Source organism: Bacillus sp. BF2-3, from assembly GCF_008368795.1.
Lineage (GTDB): Bacteria > Bacillota > Bacilli > Bacillales > Bacillaceae_G > Bacillus_A > Bacillus_A cereus.
The window spans coordinates 15,861-38,845 of sequence record NZ_QOSA01000029.1 but is presented as its reverse complement, the minus strand read 5'-3'; the positions used below and the strand labels follow the sequence as shown (position 1 = coordinate 38,845).

The window sequence follows — 22,985 nt, the reverse complement described above, 5'->3', positions numbered from 1 at the left end:
AGGTTTCTTTTCAAGCTAATACTTGTACATATAGCGATATTATTTTATCATTTTATATAGAGTAAGATTTTGTAAGGGAAAGGAACTGTGTATGAATAAGCAAAGAATTTATAGTATAGTAGCAATTCTGCTATTTGTTGTAGGTGGCGTGTTAATTGGAAAGCCATTTTATGATGGATATCAGGCTGAAAAGAAACAGACTGAAAATGTGCAGGCTGTTCAAAAGATGGATTATGAAAAGCATGAGACGGAATTTGTAGATGCTTCCAAAATTAATCAACCAGACTTGGCGGAAGTAGCGAATGCATCATTAGATAAGAAACAAGTAATTGGTCGTATTTCGATTCCAAGTGTTTCAGTAGAACTGCCTGTTTTAAAAGCTTCTACTGAAAAAAACTTATTATCAGGTGCAGCGACAGTAAAAGAGAATCAAGTTATGGGAAAAGGAAATTACGCATTAGCAGGACATAACATGTCTAAAAAAGGTGTTTTATTTAGTGATATAGCTTCTTTGAAAAAAGGCGATAAAATTTATTTGTATGACAATGAAAATGAATATGAGTATGCGGTTACTGGTGTATCTGAAGTGACTCCTGATAAGTGGGAAGTTGTAGAGGATCATGGGAAAGATGAGATAACGCTTATTACATGTGTATCTGTAAAGGATAATTCTAAGCGTTATGTTGTTGCTGGTGATTTAGTAAGAACGAAGGCGAAGAAGTAAAAAAGAAGGTGAACTCTTTAAAGAGTTCACCTTCTTTTTTACTAATGTTGAGAAATAATAGAATATTTCGGTTTTGTATTTAAATATTATTCTATTTATGTATAATAAAGTTAGGATTCTATATTTTGGGAGGAACAAGAGTGAGACAACAGGTGAAGAAACTTCTTTTAACAACGAGTATAGCGTTATTGGTAGCTCCGATTTCAGCTTATGCACATCCAGGGCGTACAGATGCTAATGGCGGACATACGTGTCGTACAAATTGTGAGAAATGGGGATTACAGTACGGGGAATATCATTATCACAATAAACCAGCTTCTAGTAGTGGCGCAACGAGCCCAGCTCCTAGCCAGAATAATAATAGTGCTGTAGAAGCTGAGAGACAAGCAGAAGCACAGCGCAATACCGAGGCGGAAAAACAACGTGCTGCAGAAGTGCAACGCAACGCTGAGGCGGAAAAACAACGTAATGCAGAAGCACAGCGTAAAGCTGAAGAGGCACGTAAGCAAGAGGAAGCGCAGCGCCAAGCTGATATGGAAAAAGGTCAACTTGAAGGTCAAAAGAATGGAGAAACTGATTTTAAAGCAGGAAAAAATGATGCAGAAGTGCATGTAGCTGGAAAATCTGATGCATATAAACAAGCGTTTAAAGCGACTTATGCAGCCGTATGGTCTTTAGAAGAGCAGAAGAAAACGCATTTTGAAAAAGGAAAAGAACAAGGTTTAGCACAAGAGACGATGGACGATAGTCAAGTTGCTCCAGAGTTTAAGGTAAACTTTGCAGACGGATTCAAAGTAGGGAATAAAGAAAGAACAGAAAAAATTGAAAAAGAGCAAGCTGAGTTAGGGGAAAAGACAGGGAAAGAACTAGCTGAAAAGAATCCTGGAAATAGAGAGAAAGAAGTATACGTGAAGGCATATGAAACAGCGTATGAAAAAGGCTATAAGTCTACAAAAAAGGTAGTAGAAAAGGCTGGCTATAAGTATGCATTTGAAAACTATGATTTAAAAGTTCCTGCTAAGTATGAAAGAAATGAATTGTTAAAGAAATGGTTTACTGAAGGATTTAAATCGAATAAAAAAGCAGCGGAAATTCGAGAAGAAGGGTATAAAAAGGGAGACAGCTGGTTCTCATTCTTCTATAAGAGTTTCGTACCAAGTGAATATAAAGAACATAAAGAGCTGTACGAACAAGCAATTGAAAAAGGTAAAACAGCATAAAAAAAGATGAGGAGAAATTCCTCATCTTTTTTAATCCATCCATTTCACTAATTTCTTAGAAATTAATAATAAAACACAACCTAGTACAATTGCCACAGCGCCAATAACTGTGAATACTTCAGCGTATCCAAGTGAAGTTGTGAAGCTTGCAAGTTGTCCGCCTAAAATGTTGGCGATACCTGAACTTGCTAGCCATACACCCATTAGTAAAGATGCTAATTTTACCGGAGCAAGCGCACTAACCATTGATAGTCCGACAGGTGATAAGAATAGCTCACCTAACGTATGGAAAAGATACGTAAAGACGATAAACAGTAAGTTTGCTTTTTCTGTAATGTTATGTTCATCACTACCTGTTTTTAATGTAGCGATAACGAGAATGATATAACCAATACCGAGCAAAATCATACCAAGTCCCATTTTAGTTGGGATTTTTAAATCACCCTGCTTGCGAGTTGCAAGTTTTGCCCATAATGCAGAAATGACTGGAGCAAGTAAAATAATAAATAATGGATTGACCGATTGGAACCAAGATGTTGGAACTTCCCATCCGAACACAGAGCGGTCTACAAATTTGTTTGTATATAATGTTAATGAGCTACCAGCTTGTTCAAAGCCAGCCCAGAAGAAGACAACGAAGCATGTTAAAATGACGATAACTGCGGTACGTTGTTTTTCTTTTTTTGTTAATGGTGTATCTCCTACTGATGGTTGTCCAGCAGCTGTTTGTAAATCGCGAGTTGGTTTTTTACCGATATTACCAAGGAAGCGATTTGATAGTGTTGTAAATAAAATTTGTCCAATGATCATTCCGATTGAAGCGGCTAAGAAACCGTAACGGAATCCGTAATGTACAACGCCATCAACTGTTGTTTTGAATAAATTTTCTGATAAAAATCCGCAAACGAGTGGAGCTAAAAATGAACCGACGTTAATACCCATATAGAAAATGGTAAATGCACTATCACGTTTTGGATCGTTCTCTTCGTATAATTCTCCAACCAGTGTAGAGATGTTCGGTTTGAAGAATCCGTTACCGATAATAATAAGCGCTAATCCGAGGTATAGGCCTAATTGGTTTTGCAAGGCAAATAGTGTAAGGTTACCGATTGCCATTGTTATACCACCAATTGTGATTGCTTTTCGTCTACCTAGAAAACGGTCTGTTAAGTATCCACCAATCATTGGTGTGAAATAACAGGCTCCAGTATAAAATCCGTAAATAGAGAGTGCCCATGCGGGACTAAACCCAAGACCACCGCTTACTAAAGCTGTCGTTAAATATAATGTTAATAATCCTCGTAATCCATAGTAACTAAATCTTTCCCACATTTCTGTAAAGAAGAGTAAGTATAAACCTGGAGGATGTTTCTTTTTTCTTTGTTGTTCTCTTTCTAGTTGTATCGCTGATTCCATGTTATTTTCCTCCTGACACAAACAAAAACAAAGTTAATAATTTTGTACATTTAATATTTTACTTTATTAACTATTATAAGTCAATAAAGGTTGATTTTTCAGAAGAAATTGGAAAAGAGGAATAGCTATAGAATGGGTGTTTCTTTTGTGATAGACTATGGACTATGTTTTCTTTGTAAGGAAGCGGGTTATTGTACTTTTTTATATGTGAAATTGATTTCATAAAAGATGAAATTAAAGAAGGAGAAAGAAATGAAATTGTTACAGAAAAAAGAAATTTTACTTATTAGCCTTATGTTATTCTCTATGTTCTTTGGAGCAGGGAATCTGATATTTCCACCTTTCCTTGGGTATGAAGCAGGAGAACATGTTTGGATTTCATTAGTAGGGTTTATTATATCAGCAACAGGTCTTCCTATATTAGGTGTTATCTCTATTGCAAAAGCAGGAAGTTTTCAAACGTTAGCGGGTAGGGTTCATTCTTCATTTGCAATTATTTTTCCATGTATCGTGTATGTATTTATTGGACCTGGGCTTGGTATACCCCGTGCGGGAAGTTTAGCTTTTGAAATGGGGCCAGGTCAGTTATTCCCTGAAGCAGGAAACGGATTATTATTGTTTTACACAGTTATTTTCTTTAGTATTGTTTACTGGTTAAGTTTATCCCCATCTAAATTAATGGGGTTGTTTGGAAAAGTCTTGACGCCGTTATTATTATGTATGATTGCACTCATTTTTATAAAGAGTATGTTTACAACAGTAGGAGATATGAAAGAACCAATAGGGAACTATGGCCAAGCTCCTATGTTTCAAGGGTTTTTAGATGGATATTTAACAATGGATGCGTTAGCTGCTTTAATCTTTGGAATTGTTATTGCAAATGCATTACGTGCAAAGGGTATTGAAGATGATAAAGGTTTAGCGAAATATATGAGTATTGCTGGAATTGGGGCAGGACTATTATTATCTATTATTTATGTCATCCTTGGATATGTGGGGGCAATTAGTGGCTCATTAGGAACATTTGATAACGGTGCGAAAGTGTTAGCACAAGTTATGATTACATTATTTGGACAGGGCGGAGTCGTTTTATTAGGTCTTATTTTTACTATCGCGTGTTTATGTGTTTCAATTGGACTTGTTACGTCTTGTAGTCAATTTTTTGCGAGTGCATTTCCGAAAGTATCTTATAAATTGTGGGCATTTATAGTAAGCGTTGTTAGTATGATTTTAGCTAATTTAGGGTTAACGCAAATTTTAAAAGTATCAGTACCAATTCTTGGATTTATTTATCCAATTGCGTTAACGCTTATTATTCTAGGGTTATTCCATCAGTATATTGGAAAGTATGCATACGTATATGCAGTAACTGTTTTGGTTGTAGCGATATTTAGTGCAATTGACATTTTAAATAAAAATGTAATGATGAATCAGTGGACGTCAGCATTAAAATACATCCCGTTTTATACAGAAGGTGTTGGGTGGATTGTTCCAGCTATTGTAGGCATGTGTCTTGGTTTTATCGTTAGCATTTTTCTAAATAAGAATAAATGAGTAAAAAGGTGTTTTCCTATTTTGGGAAGACACCTTTCTTTTTTTGGAAAAATACTATTGAAAATGAATAGACTAAGAGTATGATAAAGATAATTGGTAATATATAGGTTCAATGAGAGTTACGAATAAGGGGGGAGCGTATGAAGAAGGATTTGGATAAGAAAATAGAAGCACTCGAAACGGCAATTGAAACAATTCAAGAAGCACTTGCTGAATTAAAAGTAAAGCAGAGGGAAATAGAAGTAGAAAACGCTCAGCAACATGTTAGTAAGAACAAGAAAGAATATATTGAAACGGTAATGGAGGAAAAGCCAAAAGAAGAAATAGTTAAGATAAAAGAGCCTTTGCAAGAACCTGAGTTAAAACAAGTAGATATATCGGCTTTTAAACCAGAGCCATTTAATATTATTAAGTTTTGTCAGACGTGGTTACCGCGTGTATTTGTCGGTATTATGTTGCTTGGAGTGATCTGGTTATTTAAAGCAGGGGTAGATGCTGGTTTATTAACACCAGCGATACGAATTGTGTTTGGTATCGCATTATCTATCGGGTTGTATTATATAGGAGATATTCAAATTAAAAGAGAGCGGCAAGCGTTAGGATTAGTATTAGCTGGAGGAAGTATTACCGGGATTGTTCTAACGACGTTTGCAGCACATTATTTATATGGATTTATTCCGGCAAGTGTCGCGTTTCTCTGTAATATTGCATGGGTTATTTTAGGGATTTATTTAGCGAAAAGATATCAATCGGAATATCTCACTATTTTCGTAGCGGTCGGTGCGTTCTTCGTACCATTCTTGTTAAATAGTACGACTCCTAATCCTTATATTTTCTTTGGATATGAGACAGTATTAACACTTAGTTTATTATGGTATGCGTTGAAAAATCGTTATAAATACTTATATATGATTTCTTACGCTGTTGCTGCCACTGTCCTTTTCGTTTTCTTTGCTGTTATGTCAATGTTAGTAGAGAACTTGCAAATACAGTTAACGATTGTATATGGTTTGATTCATTTACTATTATTTTGGCATATGTTTACGGAGAGAAGTTTTATACTAGAACCACGTTTGGCGATATTTAGTGCGAATGCAGTGTTCTTTATACTAGCTATTTCAAAAATACCTGATTTTACAACATGGGGATTAATTATTAGTGCACTCGTGCATGCCGCTATGTTCGTATGTGAATATAGGAAAAATAGACATTCTACATTTACAAATCTCTTATTTGGTTTCGCAATGGGAGCATTTAGTTTAGCAATTTTATATGAGTATAGTTTAGTGAATGCAGCGATTGTACTATTGTTACAAGGTTTCCTCGGCATGGTCACTTCTATTAAAGTAAAACAACAGATAAAATTGTATGTTAGTGCGACGGTTTACGCAATTGGAATGATACAGACTATTTTTAGCCCGTTTGATCAATTTATTTCGGCAGGCTTTGTTGCTCATCTTATTTTAATAGGAACGTTCTATTATTACATGAGAGAAGCGAAAGAAGTATTAGCGAGCTTCGGCAAATATATGTATTCTATAGTGCTCTATTGGTTTATGATAATTGTATTTATTACAATTACGAGAATCGGTGAAGTTTTATCTGCAGATGGAAGCGTAATTAGTGTATCAGTATCGTTATTATGGATGGTATATGCATTATTTGCGGTTTGGTTTGGAAGAAATAGAAATATGGATGAAATATTATATGCTGGTTTAGTCGTTTTAGTCGTAACGGTAGGGAAGTTATTCTTACTTGACTTACCAGAGGTATCGATGATGATTAGGGCAGTGTTATTCCTAATCGTCGGTAGTATAGGTATCGTTATTTCAAGAATGTTTTTCTCGAAGGAAGAGAAGTGAGAAGAAGGCAATCCATGTATGGATTGCCTTTTTTATTATTTCTTATTAATCGTTACAGTTTCATTATATTTCGTTGTTGTATTTTGGCGTAGACGAAGCGTTGCTTGTCCAGTTGTATTTGAATCAATCTGTACATTTACAACTTTCTCAGCAGAGCCTAAGCTGTTTGTTGTGAAAGAAAATGCACTACTATATCCGAAAGTAGATGGCCAAGTGCCGTTTGCATTTTGTACTTTAGCCACTTGTGTTCCACCAGTAGTGAAGATACCTAAAGAATAGTTGTTATACGTTGTATTAGGTAGTAAGTTATTTACTTGAATCTTCATTTGGAAAATTTCATTGTTTGGTAGAATGCTAGGGTGTGTAACGACGTAGTCGCTTGTTGTTACCGCACCGTTATAACCGTATGAACCTGGTTTAAAAGTATTTGTATTAAACCATTGATAACCTGCATTTGGTGCACTCCAAGGTTCAGGTTGTGGTTCTGTTGATAAGCTTGGCTGTTCAAATGTTTGTAGAGCTGTAGGTGAATCAAGTTGTAAACCATTTACTTGATCTAAACTTGTAAATGTCTCTTTATTTGATAACCAATTTACGATGTTTTCTAATAAAATCGCATCGTTTTCTTCTTTATAACCATCGTAAGTTTTCTTTGTTTGGCCAGAATCTTCACGAACGTATTTTGGCGTAGCATCTTCAACAGGAGAAGAGTCACCAATAAAGGCAGCTTTTCCAAGTCCTACTTTTGCGATAGCAGCATATGGGCCTTCTGCAATACCACCGCCATTATAAACGCCACTATCAACAGCGTTATTCCATTTTGATGGATTTTCTGGAAGGTAAACAAGTCCTTTTGCTAGTTTTGGGTTTGTAATTGCTAGAGTAGAACCAGCATGCATTGCTACAGACGAAACACCTTTTGTAATTCCGAAAGATTGTTCAGGCGATACAATTGTTTTCGCTGAAACATCACCAAGTGCATTGTAGCGGAAGCGAATACCGAAGTTGTCAGAGAGCCAATCAGAGCTTTCTACTCCTTGCATAGCTTGTGAATTAGCTTCTTCATTAGACATTCCTTTTGCTGGATTATCCCAAGCACCGCGTCTATATCCATTAAATACTTCAGAAGAGTCCCAGCGATTTTTATTACGATCTGCATTGTAATGATCAGCAATAAAGAAGATACTACCACCATTTTTTACATATTGTAACATAGCGTCCTGCTCAGATTTTTTGTAAGGAATATTAGCTTCTGGAACGATAAATACATTGTAATCTTTTAAGTCTTCGTACGTAATAGGTGTTGATTTACGAAGTTCCTTTACGTGATATCCGTTTTTTGCAATGCCGTTTCCGAAGTCAGAAAAGCCGCCGTCAATAACCCAGTCAGCTGTCCCAGCAGTTTGACCGTGTGTATTATCGAATAATACTTTCTTCCCATTGTTTTGATTTACAACTTTTGCAGCAATTTCAGGAGCTGGGTCTACAGAGCTTTCGGCATAAGTAGACGATATGAACGAGGTCCCTATACTTAGTGTAATTGCTGTTGCTAAAGAAAATGTAATCCATTTTTTATTCTTCATAGAAGAATCCCCCTAATAATAAATATATGTGCTTTAATAATGTAATTTATTTTTCTGTAAAAATAAAGACGGAAAACATAAAAAATATTAAAAAATTGTAAAAATACCGTGAATTTTGTTGAGAAATATTTATATAGATATAAAAACATCCCTTCCAAGTAATAAGGAAGGGATGTTTTGCTTAACTAATTTTTGAGTTAGGTGTTTCATCAATCTTATGAAACCCTTTCATGTAATATACGATTGCTAAGCCGATAAGCCAAATTGGGCCGACAATCAATGCAATTCGTGTATCTTCTGAATACGCCATTATACCTAATACTAATACAAGGAAAACGAGTGAGAAATATGAGCTTAATGGGTATAAAGGCATTTTATACGATAACTTTTGTTTATTTTGAGTAGGCAAGCTTTTACGGAATTTAATTTGAGCGACTAATATAATTCCCCAAGTCCAAATTGCACCGAAAGTTGAAATGCTAGTAAGCCATGTAAATACCTTTGCAGGTACGAGATAGTTTAATATAACACCAATTAGTAAAACGATAGCAGTTGCTACAATTCCTTGGCTTGGAATGCCATTTTTATTTAAACGACCAAATCTTTCAGGAGCTTTTTTCTGCTGAGCTAATGTATATAGCATACGGCCTGTACTAAATAAACCACCGTTACAAGAAGAAAGAGCTGCTGTTAATACGACAAAGTTAATAATACCTGCTGCTTTTGCGATACCAATTTGTTGGAATGTTAATACGAATGGACTGCCTTTCTCACCAAGTTCGTTCCATGGATAAATTGCCATCATAACGAATAATGCCCCAACGTAAAAGAGTAGAATTCTCCAAAATACGTTATCGATTGCCTTTGCGAGTGTTTTCTTCGGATTTTGAGCCTCACCAGCTGTAACACCGATTAATTCAACGCCTAAATAAGCGAATAGTACCATCTGCATGGAGAGTAGTAACCCAGAAAATCCATTTGGGAACCAGCCACCATGTGACCAAAGATTTGAAATACCAGTAGCGATACCACCGTTTCCGAATCCGAATAAAATAATACCAGCTCCGACTACTATCATACAGATAATTGTGACAATTTTAATGAGAGCAAACCAAAACTCAAGTTCTCCAAATACTTTTACCGATAAGAAGTTAAAAGCGCTCATTAATAATAGAGCAAGTAATGCCCAAGTCCAGCGCGGGATATCTGGGAACCAGTACTGCATGTAAATACCAGCTGCTGTAATTTCAGCCATACAAGTAACAACCCATAAGAACCAGTAATTCCAACCAGTAATATAACCAGCGAGTGGTCCAATATAATCATATGCATATTTACTAAAAGAACCAGCAACAGGTTGTTCAATTGCCATTTCCCCAAGCGCTCGCATAATGAAAAAAATAACGAGACCGGCAATCATATAGCCTAGCAAAATAGAAGGACCTGCTAGTTTAATGGCGGAAGCGGATCCTAAAAATAGCCCAACGCCAATAGCTGAGCCCAGTGACATTAAAGTAATATGTCGTTCTTTTAAACCACGATTTAAAGTTCCAGATTTGTTTGTGTGCTGCATAAGAAGAATCCCCCTTGTAGAGTGAACGATATTTGAATGCGTTTACTAAATATTTAACTATTTCAAATTATAAAACATTTCTATCTGTTATGCTACAAAAATAATCATAATGAACTGTACTACATCTGTACTTGTCAGACTTAAACTTAAAATTCTAACTATTAGGGAATATATTGACTCTTCTTTTTATTGATTGTTAAGATTAAGTATTATATTTTCTCACATACTAGTAAGAAAAAGAATGTGTGATAATAATTCAGGTGTAGGAAGGGTACATAAGCATGTTTCAATTACAAAAATATAACACTTCTGTGAAGCAAGAGTTTTTAGCTGGCATCACAACTTTTTTTACATTTGCGTATATTCTTGTCATCAATCCAAAAATATTATCTGATGCAGGTGTACCATTTGACCAAGCGTTTACAGCAACAATTATTGCAACCGTTGTTGGAACAGTAGGTATGGCGATTTTCGCGAATTACCCGATTGTTATTGCTCCAGCTATGGGAATGAATGCATATTTTGCTTATTCTGTTGTACAGAAGGCAGAAGGGATTACATATGTAGTTGCCTTTTCAGCTGTATTTGTAACGGGGATTATTTTTCTTTTATTATCTTTTACTTCGTTTAGGCAAAAGTTAATTTTAGCAATTCCTGATAGTTTAAAGCATGCAATTGCAGGTGGAATTGGACTATTTATTGCTTTTATTGGATTGCGCCTTTCTGGAATTATCGTGGATCATCCGTCTAATTTAGTTACGATTGGTGATTTTCATTCTCCAGCTGTTATTTTAACTTTAATTGGTTTAATATTAGCGGCGGTATTAATGACATTGCGTGTGAGCGGTGCATTATTTATTAGTATGATTGTGACAGGAATTATTGCCTTCTTTACAGGGCAATTGAAGTTTGCTGATAAAATTGTGGCGATGCCTCATTTACCAGAGGGTATCATCGTTTCAAACCCAATCAATGCCTTTTCAGATGTAATTGAATACGGATTATACGGCGTTGTATTTTCGTTTTTACTTGTACTTTTATTCGATACAACAGGTGCATTACTTGGTTTAATTAAACAAGCAGGTTTAATTACAGACAATACAGAGAAGCGTTTTGGTAAAGCGTTTATTGCAGATGCAATTGGCGGGACTACAGGTTCTATCTTTGGAACAAGCCCAACAGCAGCGACGATTGAATCGTCAGCAGGTATTGCTGCAGGTGGTAAAACTGGGTTAACAGGGATTGTAGTTGTTGGTCTAACAATTATAACGGCATTTTTTAGTCCTGTTATTGCTTCTTTATCAAGTGTAGCCGCTATTACAGCTCCTTCATTAATTATAGTAGGTAGTTTAATGGCACAAAGCATTCGAGATATTAATTGGAATGAATTTGAAGATGCGTTACCAGCATTTTTAATTTTTATAGGTATTCCGTTAACATCTAGTATTGCGAATGGAATTGCAATTGGATTTTTAGTGTATCCAGTCTTGAAAATTGTGAAAGGGAAAGGGATGGAAGTGCATCCGTTACTCTACTTATTTACAATTTTATTTGGATGTCATTTATTCTTATAATATAGGAGAGGGGGCTTCTTATGAGGGGCTCCTTTTTTGTGTATAATAAAGTGAAACTATAATCAGTCACGCAAAATATAAATTACTTAATGGAATATATATGTTACAATATGGATGGAGGGGGAACATGAATGGCTGTAAGTAAAATAAAAGTCGCGCGTGTTCAGTTAGATTTAACACAGCAACAATTAGCAGAAAAAGTAGGCGTTACAAGGCAAACGATTAGTTTAATTGAGAAGGGCAAATACAATCCGTCTTTAGATTTATGTTTGAAAATTTGTTATGCAGTAGATAAAACTTTGAATGATTTGTTTTGGGAGGAAAAGGAGTGATTCGATGAAAATTGTGAAAGATGAACGTTTAATGATTGAGGGGTTAAAACATATTAGATTAGTTTTCATCTTACAAAATATTTTCATACTAGGTATTGTTTTTTATCGCTACGTTTTGCAAGATGCAGGATATGAAAGTGTTTCGGATTTATTAATGGTATTTATGGGTGGGATTGTAGTTATTAACTTTTTAAATCTGAAAAATTCAGTGGAAGTGTATGAGCATACAGGGGGAGTATCACGTAGCTATTTCATGAAACTATTATTAATTCCTGTAAGTATTGTTATTGGGATTTTAGCTATTTGTATCGTTGTAACACCAGATATTTCGATAAAGGAAATTAGTATGACAGGATTTATTATGTTTGCTTGTTTTTTAGTTCCTAGTCTGTTTATATACATATATATGAAAAAGATAAAAAGTGAAGATTGAAATATAAGAAAAGCTTTCCCGTATTGCGGAAAGCTTTTCTTATATTCTTTTATACAGTACTTTATGAAGGCCAATTGGTTCAATTTCAAAGATTTCACCATGTTCTTGGAAGCCTAAGCGCTTGTAATAGTCAGCTACAGTAATTCGGCCATTACACCATAGCATATTTGCTTGACGCTCTTGTAAGATTTGTTCTGCTTTCTGAATTAAGGAGCTTCCAGCGTGGTTGTTTCGAAACTCAGGCAATGTGGCCATTCCTCGTAGACGATAATGCATACCTGCTTGTAAGTCGGGATGCATTTCCTTTGAGAAAGAAGCGATACTAATAAGTTGATCGTTTATAAATGCGCCTAAGTGAAAGGTATCTGTTTCATAATCGGAAGGGTATTTACAATCTGCTAATGTTTGATTGGGGCGTAAAATTTTTTGACGTAATACGTAAGTTTCAGATCCCTCAATATTTTTCACGGTAATCATATTAACATCCTTTCTTATAACGCTTTTTCTGTTAATTGTATAAAGAAATAGGCAGGTGCGGCGAGAAGTCCGAGTATGCTAGCAGTTCCAAGAAGGAGTGAAAGTAGGAGGCAAGAATATTTTATTCCATTCGATTTTTTCCATCCGTAACTACAAATCTCAATACTAACACCGATGAGAATAATGGCAACGAGTATTTCGGCTAATAATAAGAGAGCTAAAGTTATAATAGACATAATGTAATCCATCCCCATAATATGTGATAGTAACATTTTACCATATGAAATGGAAAAAATGCCCCTCAATTATGTGAGGGGCATTTTTTTATTCTAATATGTTTTTTAGTGTATCGATATGTTCTTTTGAGCCTGTTACAAGTAATGTATCACCGTGTTGTAGTCTTGTATCCCCATGTGGGATTAATGCTTTATTTCCACGATAAATTTGAATGACTAGTACATCACCTAAAAACGGAAGGCGACGAAGTGCAACGCCGTTATATTTATTGCTCCGTAGTTCAACTTCACGGACTGTTTCGTTTGCTGTTGTAATTAAGCGAACGAGACTAGGTTTATCAATAAGCGCACGTAATAAAATACGTGTAGAGTTAATTGTTGAGAATACAGCGATATGTTCTTGCGTTGCTTTTTCTTGTAGAAGTGGATCTTCTACACTTGCAATAACATGTTCAACACCTAGCTCTTTTGCATGTTCTGCCAATAATAAGTTTTGTTCATCATCACTTGTTGCAACAACGACGCGATCTGCATCAAATGCTGTTTGTTCAGTTAATGATGCGATTGTGATGTCATCTAATTTCACGATAGGGAAGTCATGTGATGTCGCTTCTTCATCATTTATTTTGTTTTGACGCATCATATATAGCGTTACGTCATAATCTTCTCGTTTTAAATCTAGTGATAACGGAAGGGTAATTCTGCTCGCGCCAATAATAGCTACTTTTGGTTTTGGTGTTTCTACTTTTGGGAACATTTTTTTAAACAATATAGGTGCAAAAATACAAGTAATAACTGCGCTTAAAATAAGAGAGGCAGATAAACTTGGACTGATGATCTCCAGTTTTTCACCAATTTGTGCAGCCGCAATAACTAAAGAAAGTGTCGATGTTAATAAGATTGCACTTCCAAGTACGATATTACGTGGATACCATTTTCTTAAGACGAGTGATGGTAAGAGTTTCGAAATAAAGAGTCCTACAATTAAGATTGGAATCATTAGCATGCTAGAAGGTTCTTTGAAAATAGACCACACCTCTAGATTTACACCAACCATTACGAAGAAAATAGGGATGAAGAAACCATAGCCGATAGAATCAAGTTTTTCCACCATATCTTCATTTGGTGATAATAACGATACAAGTACACCTGCTAAGAAGGCGCCTAAAATATTTTCTGCTCCAACAGATTCCGATAACCCAACTAAGATTAAAATGAGTGCAAAAACAGCTCGTGTATCAATTTGTACACTACCAGCTTTTAAACTATCTAAGTATGGAATGTTTTTAAAACGTTTTGCAACGAAGTAAATAACAATACCAGCGCCGAATAGAAGAAGAAGAAGCCACATGCTTTGGCCGCTTTCGGAATTTAATCCGACGAATACAGCGAGTAAAATCATTGTAACTAAATCCGCAATAACAGCGACTAATAAAATGATTTGCCCAATTGCTGTTTTTCCTAAGTTATTCTCTTTTAATGTTGGTACAACAACACCTAAAGAAATAGTTGAAATAATTAAAGTCATGAACATTGCATTATCTACGAATCCTAGCCATACGAATAGTAATGATAGGGCATAAGATAAGATGAAAATAAATAAGAAGATAATGCTTGCTGCCTGAAATGTATTTGGTTCGTTTGTCGTATTTTTTTTCCCTTTTTGTTTAAAGATAGAAAAATCAATTTCTAAACCGCTTAAGAACATGAGGAAGATAAATCCTAATGTTGATAAAACTTGAAGCCATATATCTGGCTCAATAATATTAAACCCACTTTTACCTACAAAGATTCCTGCAATAATTTCTGCAACGACCACAGGAAGTGCTTTTAATTTAAAGCGTTGTAACAAAAGGGGAACGAAAAACGCGATTGCAACGACAACCATAAGTGATAGAACAGAAGTATGATGTTCCATTGCGTTCTCTCCCTTCAAATAAATATAGTACCTATTTAGCCATATAATAGGTAGAAAAGCAACGCATATGGATTCGATTTCATAAAGAAAGACTTTTCTTAACATTTGTCATAATAAGTATATTTTTCATGATTATGCTGTTAATTCCGTAATGTGGATGTAATAGAGGGGATAAAAAAAGACTGCTGAGGAATCTCAGCAGTCTTTTTCATGTACATTACATTGAGAAGAAGATCCATACAGTTAAACCAACTGTTGCAGTTGCAACGAAGAAACTGTATATCATTGTAAGAATTTGAACTCTTCCTTCTCCTTCTTTTAAATGCATGAACATAATTAATTGTAACAATGCTTGCGCAACAGCCATTATGATAATAGTTGTTAAGACTGTTGAAAGTGGCAATGTTGTGTAAAGTGCCACGTATAACGCTAGAAACGTTAATGCAAGCGATAAAATAAATCCGAAAACGTGTGACCAAGGGAATCCGCTATGCGCATGTCCGTTTGCTTGATTGTTGTTTTGAGCCATTTACGCCACCATCCCGTTCAAGTAAACTAGTGTGTAAATAAAGACCCAAACAAGATCAAGGAAATGCCAGTATAAGCTGATAATGAATACTTTACGAGCTGTAACTGGTGTTAAACCTCGTTTTAAAATTTGGATAATAACACAAATTGCCCAAATGATACCGCCTGTTACGTGGGCTCCATGCGTTCCAAGAAGAACGAAGAATCCAGATAAGAAAGCACTTGTTTGAATTGTTGCGCCTTCACCAATGTACATAATGAACTCTTCGATCTCGAAGAATAGGAAACCTGCACCTAAAAGTAATGTAAGGACGAACCATCCAAGCATCGCTTTTTGGTTATGCTTACGCATTTCATGAATTACGATACCGCATGTAAAACTACTTGTTAAAAGTAGTAATGTTTGAATTAAAAGCGTTTTAAGTTCAAACAATTGCGCTGGTGTTGGGCCATCTGCCGTACGACCAGCAAGGACTAGATAAGAGGCGAAAAGTGTTGCGAACAGCATAATTTCAGCCCCAAGAAAAATCCAGAATCCTAGGATATTCAATCTGCTTTGTTCGGATTGATATTCCAAAGGTAAGCTTTTATCTAAAGCCGCCATGTCATTTCACCTCTCATGCTATATGTTCTGTTTTTTTAATTTCATCAACACTGATATAGTAGCCTTCATCATAATCGAATGAACGATAGATTAAGCAAGCTAAAATACCAATACCACCGATTGCTGCAAGCCAGAACCAGCTAAATACTAATGCGAAACCTGCAAGACCGAAGAATCCAGACGCAATAATAGGCACACCAGAGTTACTTGGCATGTGAATTGGTTTAATATCTTCTGCTGCTGGTGTAACTGTTTCTCCGCGTTTTTTCATGTACCAGAAAGCATCAGCTTCTTTAATTTCAGGAAGCTTCGCGAAGTTGTAATGTTGTACAGGAGAGTGAGTTGCCCATTCAAGTGTACGACCATCCCATGGATCTCCAGTTGTGTCACGTTCACCGTGACGTGCACTCCAAATTACGTTGTAGCAAAGAAGTAGGAAGCCGATACCCATCATTACCGCACCAACAGATGCGATTTGGTTTAGCCATCCCCATCCAAGACTTTCAGAGTAAGTGTACATACGACGAGTCATACCGTCTAAACCTAAGAAGTACATTGGGAAGAAACAGATGTTGAATCCGCTCATAAAGATCCAGAATGTCCATTTACCTAGGCGTTCATTTAACATATGACCAGTCATTTTTGGATACCAGAATGTGAATCCAGCAAGCATAGCGAATACTGTACCTGCGATTAATACGTAGTGGAAGTGAGCGATTAGGAAGTAGCTGTTATGGTATTGATAATCAGCTGCTGCCATTCCAAGCATAACCCCTGTAACCCCACCGACTACGAAGTTTGGAATAAATGCCAATGACCAAAGCATTGGAACTGTAAAACGAATACGTCCTTTATACAGTGTAAACAACCAGTTAAAGATCTTAACCCCGGTTGGAATCGAAATCGCCATTGTCGAAATCGAGAAGAATGAGTTAACCGCTGGACCTGCACCCATCGTGAAGAAGTGGTGAAGCCATACGACGAAACTTAGTAAAGAAATTGCAACCATTGAGTATACCATTGCACTGTAACCGAATAGACGTTTACGTGAGAATGTACTAATGATTTCAGAGAAAATACCGAATGCCGGTAAAATAACGATATATACTTCAGGGTGACCCCATACCCAGAACAGGTTGGCCCATAACATTGGCATACCGCCGCTCGCCATCGTAAAGAAGTGAGCATCGAATAGACGGTCAAATGTCATTAATGCAAGAGCAACTGTTAATACTGGGAAAGCGAAAATAATGATAATTGTTGTAATTAAGATTGACCAAGTAAACATTGGCATTCTCATTAAAGTCATACCAGGTGTACGCATTTTTAAGATAGTAACAAGGAAGTTAATACCGGTCATTAGCGTACCGAGACCTGAAATCTGTAATGCAATTGCGTAGTAGTTATTTCCTACGCCCGAAGTAAACTCTGTACCTGCCATTGGGAAGTAAGAAGTCCACCCAGCGTCTGGAGAACCACCGATTACGAAAGCGATGTTGAATAACATTGCTCCGACAAAGAATAACCAGAAACTTAAAGCATTTAAGAACGGATATGCAACGTCACGAGCACCAATTTGTAATGGTACTACAAGGTTCATTAATCCCATAACGAATGGCATTGCCATGAAAAGAATCATTACTGTACCATGTGTTGTAAAGATCCCGTTATAGTGTTCAGCGTTTAAATAAGTTGTTTCTGGGAATGTTAACTGTGCACGGATCATTAAACCATCCATACCACCACGGAATAACATGATAACCGCAGAAATAATATACATAGCTCCGATTTTTTTATGGTCAACAGTTGTTAACCATTCGTCCCAAAGCCATTTCCATTTTTTATACTTTGTTAGTACGAAAATGATTGCTAATGTCACAAGAACGATAGAAGCGTCTGCACCGTAAATAATCGGGTCACCTGTGACAAAGAATTCATCAAGCTTCACTGTGTTCACTCCAATCTGTTGGAATAATAGCTATTATTTTTTGTTTTTGTAGTAGTTGTAATCACAATATTCAAGTGATTTTGGATCTACATAACTTAAGTGGTGACTAGAGAATGTCATACGACCAACTACACCAGGTTTAACAATTTCGTTGTACTTAGCTTCTGTTAGTTTAGGAGCAGTTTCTTGTACTTCTTTAACCCACTTGTCATATTTCTCTTTAGTTTTTGCTTCAACTTCGAACTCCATGTGTGTGAATCCTTCACCAGAAAAGTTCGCACTACGGCCTAGGTAAGAACCTGGCTTATCAGCTTGTAAATAAAGATCCATAATCATGCCATCCATTGTGTACTTCATACCACCAAGTTCTGGTACCCAGAAAGCATTCATTGGGCCGACAGAAGTCAGTTTGAATTGAATTGGTACACCAGCTGGGATGTTTAAATAGTTAACGGTTTCAATTTTTTCCTCTGGGTAACTGAATAACCATTTCCAGTTTGCAGATGTAACATAAATTTCAACTGGTTTAATATGTTTGGACTCTTTCGGAACCTCTTCCGAAGCATAAGTTGCTTTTACTGTTGGAATCGATAATGCGATAACGATAATAACAGGAACAAGCGTCCAAATAATTTCTAGTAATGTGTTACCGTGTTGTTCAGGTGGCTCATAGTCCATATTCTCTGGTTTTTCACGATAACGAATCAAGATGACTGTAAACAGAATGAATACAATTGCGATAATTAATGACATAAGCAAGAATGACCAAACAATTAAATCATACTGTGCTTTTGCAACAGGTCCTTGCGGATTTAATACTGCGAGTTTTTTATCACAGCCACCGAGGAACAGAAGTAATGATAACGGAAGAAGCGAAGCCAACTTCCAAAACGCTTTCTTTAGTTGCACGATTGAAAATCTCCTTTCTCCTTGGATTGAAACTATGCCAATAAAACAATATAAACCTATTAATTTATAGAAGGCAATAGTTTTTGATATATTGTTAAAAAATAGACACAAATGCACACTTTTTAAGGTGAATATCATTTGTAACTTGATTACATTGTAAACTATTTTCCAGGGAAAAACGTGATTGTGAAAATTTTAAGATAAATAAAGTTATACCAGGATATCCAAGAAATAGAAAAAAGCTATCTTATCATAAGAAAGATAGCTGAATATTTTGTATATTTAGTTTATTTCTCGTATGACAGTTCGTGGCTGTTCAAGTGTGACAATTTTTTTATATTTAACTTGATATAAAATGTAACAAATAATCATAAATGGAATGCCACAATAAAGAGCAATTCTTTGATCTGGAATGAAAGCCAAACTAACAAATGTAATGAAATTCAGCGAAAACGCTACGATTGGAACTAGTGGATAGAGCGGTGTACGATATTTTAAATCATTTATGTTGCCACCGTTTTTCACGAAATTTCTACGGAAGAAAAACTGTGAAGCGGCGATTGACATCCAAACGACAACGGCAGCCATTGCTGCAATAGATGTTAAAACTAGAAAGACAGTATCTGCCGCAAATACACTTGTTAGTAAGGACAGGCTAGCGAAAATTAGGCTGAAAATTAATGCATTTAGCGGTACACCTTTTTTAGTTAATTTCGTAAATGCTGGACTTGCCATTCCTTGTTTTGCCATCGCCCACAGCATACGAGAATTTGCGTAGAGACCAGAGTTAGCAACGGATAATACAGCTGTAATAATAACAAAGTTCATAATGTCTGCTGCATATGGGACACCGGCTACATCAAATACAAGTACAAAGGGACTTTCGACTAGATTAGCCTCTTGCCATGGGAGTAAACCTACAACAACTGATATCGCTAAGACGAAGAAGAAGAGAGTTCGCCAAATTGTGTTTTTAATTGCTTTTGGAATTGTTTTTTCAGGATTTTCACTTTCGCCTGAAGCGATTCCGATTAATTCTGTTCCTTGGAAGGAGTAATTTACTGTAATCATCGTAAGAAGAACAGCTAATGCACCATTTGGAAATAGCCCGCCATTTTCAGTGAAATTATGAAGCATTGGAGCTGGCTTTCCATTAAAGTCTAGTAGACCGAACATAACAGCGCCGCCAAGTACGATGAAAATAACAATTGTTGCGACTTTTACACTTGCGAACCAAAACTCTGCTTCTGCATATGCTTTTGCTGATAAAGCGTTTACGAGGAAGAGTGCTGCTGCAAATGTAACGCACCAAATCCAGGAAGAAACGTCTGGAAACCAGCGTTTCATTAAAATACTTACAGTTGTTAACTCTACGCCAACTGTAACAGCCCAATTTAACCAATACATCCAACCGACAACAAATCCAAAACCAGGTGAAATGAATTTGCTTGCATAACTTTGGAATGAACCTGCTTCTGGCATAGCGACGGATAATTCACCAAGACATAACATCGTTAAATACATAACAAATCCACCGACTAAAAATGCAAGAATAGCACCACCAGGTCCGGCATTATGGACAATTTGACCAGATCCCATAAATAACCCGGTTCCGATAACACCGCCGAGTGCAATCATAAATAGGTGTCTACTTTTCATTGTTCGTTTTAAATCTGTTTGTTCAATTTGTTGATTCATATGTCCCTCACCCCGTATTTTCTTGAATGTGTGAACTTCGTTTTATTCTGAGTTTTTAATCATTAGTGGGGGATGCAACACACACTCGGTTTATTTGCTATGAAATGAATGGAGTATGTAAAAAAACGAACTATGACTAAATACTCTAAGAATGTTTGTTAACATGGTGATATCTTCACTATGTTAACAATTTTGATTTTAGCAAAATATTCTGTAAATGTATATTTATTTTTCTTTTTATTAAAAATAATTAGAATTTTTATAATTAATTCTATGAGCGATAATTCACATGATCTTTCTAGCAAACTAGTAAGAAGAAGGGTACAATGATAAGAGGTGTATCTGTAAAATAATAATTAATGGAGTTTTGTTTATAATGAAAAAGTTAAAATATCTTTTTGTTTTTGGGATTATACTTGCTGCTGCATTTTTTATAGGAAAAGATAAAATCATGCAAAAGGCGCAAGTTCTACGCTTAGAGTTTCTATCTGAAATGAAAGAAGCAGCTATGATTGAAGATGTTCCGTTTATTAAACAATTACCAGAATTGCCTAGAGGGTGTGAAGTGACAAGTTTAGCTATGTTGCTGCAATATAAAGGTGTACAAGTAGATAAGATGCAACTTGCTAGCGAAATTCATCGTGTTCCATTTGAACAAAATGGTTTGCGTGGAAATCCTTACGAGGGATTTGTAGGAAATATTTATACAAAGGCAGAGCCTGGATATGGTGTATACAATAAACCAATCTTTGATTTAGCAGAAAAATATGTTCCTGAAAAAGTAATTAATTTAACAGGTAGAGACATGCAAGATATATATAAAGTAATTAGTTCTGGCTCTCCGGTATGGGTCATTATTAATACGACGTTTAAGCCGCTAGCTGAAAGTAGTTTTGAAACATGGAATACGAGTTCAGGCGAAGTGAAAATTACATATTATGAGCATAGTGCAGTAGTAATTGGATATGATCAAAACTTTGTATATGTAAATGATCCTCTTAAAAATAATCCACGTTTGGCTGTTCCGCGAGCAGAATTTGAGAAAGCTTGGGAGCAAATGGGAAAACAAGCAATTACTATTTTATAATAATGAAAAAGTCATCTTTGGGATGGCTTTTTCTTTTTGGTTTATTAACACTGAAAATTCAGAAGATTCTTTTAAAAGTTAACGATTCACGTTATAATAACATTTAACTTGGTGAAGAAGGGGAGAAGAGAAATGGATGTTGCAAAGGAACTTGTTTTGTCAAAAAATCAGTTAGTTGAGTGGAGAAGGCATTTTCATAAGTATCCAGAGTTATCTTTTCAAGAAGAGAAAACATCGCAGTTTGTGTTCGATATACTTCGGAAATTCCCATATTTAGAAGTGTCACGGCCGACTAAATATAGTGTGATGGCAAAGTTAGTAGGTAAACATCCGGGCAAAACAGTTGCGATTCGAGCCGATATGGATGCTCTTCCTATTCATGAAGAAAATGAGTTTGATTTTATTTCTACATATAAAGGTGTAATGCATGCATGTGGTCATGATGGACATATAGCGATATTACTTGGGGTTGTACATAAGTTGGTAGAAGAAAGAGAGAAGATTAAAGGGGAGATTCGTTTTCTATTCCAACATGCTGAAGAGAATTTTCCTGGTGGTGCAGAGGAGATGGTTGCTGCAGGTGTAATGGAAGGTGTGGATTATATTATTGGTGCTCACCTTTGGGCGTCGTTAGAGGTTGGGAAAATAGGTGTTATTTATGGTCCTGCAATGGCTGCACCGGATGTTTTTAAAATTAAGATAGAGGGGAAAGGTGGACATGCTGGAATCCCTCATGAAACGGTGGATAGTATTGCAATCGGAACACAAGTCGTTTCGCAACTTCAGCAAATTGTATCTCGCCTCACGAATCCATTAGATTCTCTCGTAATATCTGTTACGCAATTTCATGCTGGGACAACTCATAATGTAATACCAGAGCAAGCTGAGATTGAAGGGACAGTAAGAAGTTTAAGACATGAATTACGAGGTGAAACAGAGAAGAAGATTGAGCGGATTGTGAAGCATATTACGGAATCTTACGGAGCGAAATATACATTTTCATATGAATATGGATATCGACCAGTTGTAAATGATTATGAAGCTACAGAGCTTATTGAACAAACGGCATTACAACTTTATGGAAGGGATAGAGTTGTTCGTTTACAGCCGACGATGGCTGGAGAAGATTTTTCAGCGTTTTTACAAAAGGCACCGGGGACATTCTTTTTTATTGGAGCGGGAAATAAAGAGAAAGGTATTATATATCCTCACCATCACCCTCGTTTTACGATTGACGAAGATGCATTACCGATTGGAGTGGAAGTCTTTGTATCAGCCATTATGAACTTTATAAGTAAAGGAGAATGAG

General features: G+C 36.1%; 20 protein-coding genes. 9 read left to right on the top strand and 11 right to left on the bottom strand.

Annotated features, from left to right (window positions below):
- The first annotated feature begins 91 nt into the window (after nucleotides 1-91).
- A complete protein-coding gene (locus tag DN401_RS21425) occupies nucleotides 92-724 on the top strand; it encodes a class A sortase (protein WP_001041726.1) in 633 nt (210 codons plus the stop codon).
- A gap of 140 nt (nucleotides 725-864) precedes the next feature.
- The gene (locus DN401_RS21420) at nucleotides 865-1,944 is read left to right on the top strand and encodes a YHYH domain-containing protein (protein WP_100655361.1); all 1,080 of its coding nucleotides are present in this window, start codon (nucleotides 865-867) and stop codon (nucleotides 1,942-1,944) included.
- 30 nt (nucleotides 1,945-1,974) lie between these two features.
- Here DN401_RS21420 and DN401_RS21415 read toward each other — a convergent pair whose 3' ends face one another.
- Nucleotides 1,975-3,360 (bottom strand): peptide MFS transporter, encoded by a 1,386-nt coding sequence (locus tag DN401_RS21415; RefSeq protein ID WP_000443143.1) that lies wholly within the window; start codon nucleotides 3,358-3,360, stop codon nucleotides 1,975-1,977.
- Nucleotides 3,361-3,612: 252 nt separating this feature from the next.
- Between DN401_RS21415 and brnQ1 the strand changes: the two genes are divergently transcribed.
- Nucleotides 3,613-4,914, top strand: coding sequence for a branched-chain amino acid transport system II carrier protein BrnQ1 (gene brnQ1, locus DN401_RS21410; RefSeq protein WP_000771689.1), 1,302 nt, complete (start codon nucleotides 3,613-3,615; stop codon nucleotides 4,912-4,914).
- Nucleotides 4,915-5,054: 140 nt separating this feature from the next.
- Complete coding sequence (locus tag DN401_RS21405; protein ID WP_100655360.1) at nucleotides 5,055-6,776, top strand: DUF2339 domain-containing protein; 1,722 nt, start codon at nucleotides 5,055-5,057, stop codon at nucleotides 6,774-6,776.
- Nucleotides 6,777-6,811: 35 nt separating this feature from the next.
- On the opposite strand, the gene DN401_RS21400 is transcribed toward DN401_RS21405, so the two are convergent.
- Both DN401_RS21400 and DN401_RS21395 read right to left on the bottom strand, forming a co-directional pair.
- Nucleotides 6,812-8,359: a hypothetical protein gene (locus DN401_RS21400; protein ID WP_000791522.1), complete on the bottom strand. Its 1,548-nt coding sequence runs from the start codon at nucleotides 8,357-8,359 to the stop codon at nucleotides 6,812-6,814.
- 181 nt (nucleotides 8,360-8,540) lie between these two features.
- Nucleotides 8,541-9,932, bottom strand: coding sequence for an amino acid permease (locus DN401_RS21395; RefSeq protein ID WP_001164897.1), 1,392 nt, complete (start codon nucleotides 9,930-9,932; stop codon nucleotides 8,541-8,543).
- A 281-nt stretch (nucleotides 9,933-10,213) separates the two neighbouring features.
- Between DN401_RS21395 and DN401_RS21390 the strand changes: the two genes are divergently transcribed.
- The 3 genes from DN401_RS21390 to DN401_RS21380 all read left to right on the top strand — a co-directional run bounded on the left by DN401_RS21390 (nucleotide 10,214) and on the right by DN401_RS21380 (nucleotide 12,271).
- Nucleotides 10,214-11,506, top strand: coding sequence for an NCS2 family permease (locus DN401_RS21390; protein ID WP_000487192.1), 1,293 nt, complete (start codon nucleotides 10,214-10,216; stop codon nucleotides 11,504-11,506).
- A 131-nt stretch (nucleotides 11,507-11,637) separates the two neighbouring features.
- A complete protein-coding gene (locus DN401_RS21385) occupies nucleotides 11,638-11,838 on the top strand; it encodes a helix-turn-helix transcriptional regulator (protein ID WP_000301182.1) in 201 nt (66 codons plus the stop codon).
- A gap of 4 nt (nucleotides 11,839-11,842) precedes the next feature.
- Complete coding sequence (locus tag DN401_RS21380) at nucleotides 11,843-12,271, top strand: hypothetical protein (protein ID WP_000706637.1); 429 nt, start codon at nucleotides 11,843-11,845, stop codon at nucleotides 12,269-12,271.
- A gap of 39 nt (nucleotides 12,272-12,310) precedes the next feature.
- Here DN401_RS21380 and DN401_RS21375 read toward each other — a convergent pair whose 3' ends face one another.
- From DN401_RS21375 to DN401_RS21340, 8 genes are all read right to left on the bottom strand, one after another.
- Nucleotides 12,311-12,748 (bottom strand): GNAT family N-acetyltransferase, encoded by a 438-nt coding sequence (locus tag DN401_RS21375; RefSeq protein ID WP_000633769.1) that lies wholly within the window; start codon nucleotides 12,746-12,748, stop codon nucleotides 12,311-12,313.
- Nucleotides 12,749-12,762: 14 nt separating this feature from the next.
- A complete protein-coding gene (locus DN401_RS21370) occupies nucleotides 12,763-13,020 on the bottom strand; it encodes a DUF4022 family protein (protein ID WP_000926991.1) in 258 nt (85 codons plus the stop codon).
- A gap of 52 nt (nucleotides 13,021-13,072) precedes the next feature.
- The gene (locus DN401_RS21365; protein WP_000399966.1) at nucleotides 13,073-14,902 is read right to left on the bottom strand and encodes a monovalent cation:proton antiporter family protein; all 1,830 of its coding nucleotides are present in this window, start codon (nucleotides 14,900-14,902) and stop codon (nucleotides 13,073-13,075) included.
- Between the two features lie 217 nt (nucleotides 14,903-15,119).
- A complete protein-coding gene (gene qoxD / locus DN401_RS21360) occupies nucleotides 15,120-15,431 on the bottom strand; it encodes a cytochrome aa3 quinol oxidase subunit IV (RefSeq protein WP_000068425.1) in 312 nt (103 codons plus the stop codon).
- Nucleotides 15,432-16,034 carry a cytochrome aa3 quinol oxidase subunit III gene (gene qoxC, locus DN401_RS21355; protein ID WP_000729317.1) on the bottom strand — a complete coding sequence of 201 codons (603 nt, stop codon included), beginning with the start codon at nucleotides 16,032-16,034 and terminating at the stop codon, nucleotides 15,432-15,434. It abuts the gene before it with no gap.
- Between the two features lie 13 nt (nucleotides 16,035-16,047).
- The gene (gene qoxB / locus DN401_RS21350; protein WP_000762366.1) at nucleotides 16,048-17,982 is read right to left on the bottom strand and encodes a cytochrome aa3 quinol oxidase subunit I; all 1,935 of its coding nucleotides are present in this window, start codon (nucleotides 17,980-17,982) and stop codon (nucleotides 16,048-16,050) included.
- 33 nt (nucleotides 17,983-18,015) lie between these two features.
- A complete protein-coding gene (locus tag DN401_RS21345; protein WP_001176165.1) occupies nucleotides 18,016-18,891 on the bottom strand; it encodes a cytochrome aa3 quinol oxidase subunit II in 876 nt (291 codons plus the stop codon).
- Nucleotides 18,892-19,173: 282 nt separating this feature from the next.
- Complete coding sequence (locus tag DN401_RS21340; RefSeq protein ID WP_001075759.1) at nucleotides 19,174-20,589, bottom strand: amino acid permease; 1,416 nt, start codon at nucleotides 20,587-20,589, stop codon at nucleotides 19,174-19,176.
- Between the two features lie 376 nt (nucleotides 20,590-20,965).
- Here DN401_RS21340 and DN401_RS21335 point away from each other — a divergent pair, with 376 nt between their 5' ends.
- On the top strand, nucleotides 20,966-21,676 hold the full coding sequence (locus DN401_RS21335) for a C39 family peptidase (protein ID WP_000734488.1): 711 nt from the start codon (nucleotides 20,966-20,968) through the stop codon (nucleotides 21,674-21,676).
- A gap of 132 nt (nucleotides 21,677-21,808) precedes the next feature.
- Complete coding sequence (locus tag DN401_RS21330; protein WP_000382128.1) at nucleotides 21,809-22,984, top strand: amidohydrolase; 1,176 nt, start codon at nucleotides 21,809-21,811, stop codon at nucleotides 22,982-22,984.
- Nucleotide 22,985: the final 1 nt, after the last annotated feature.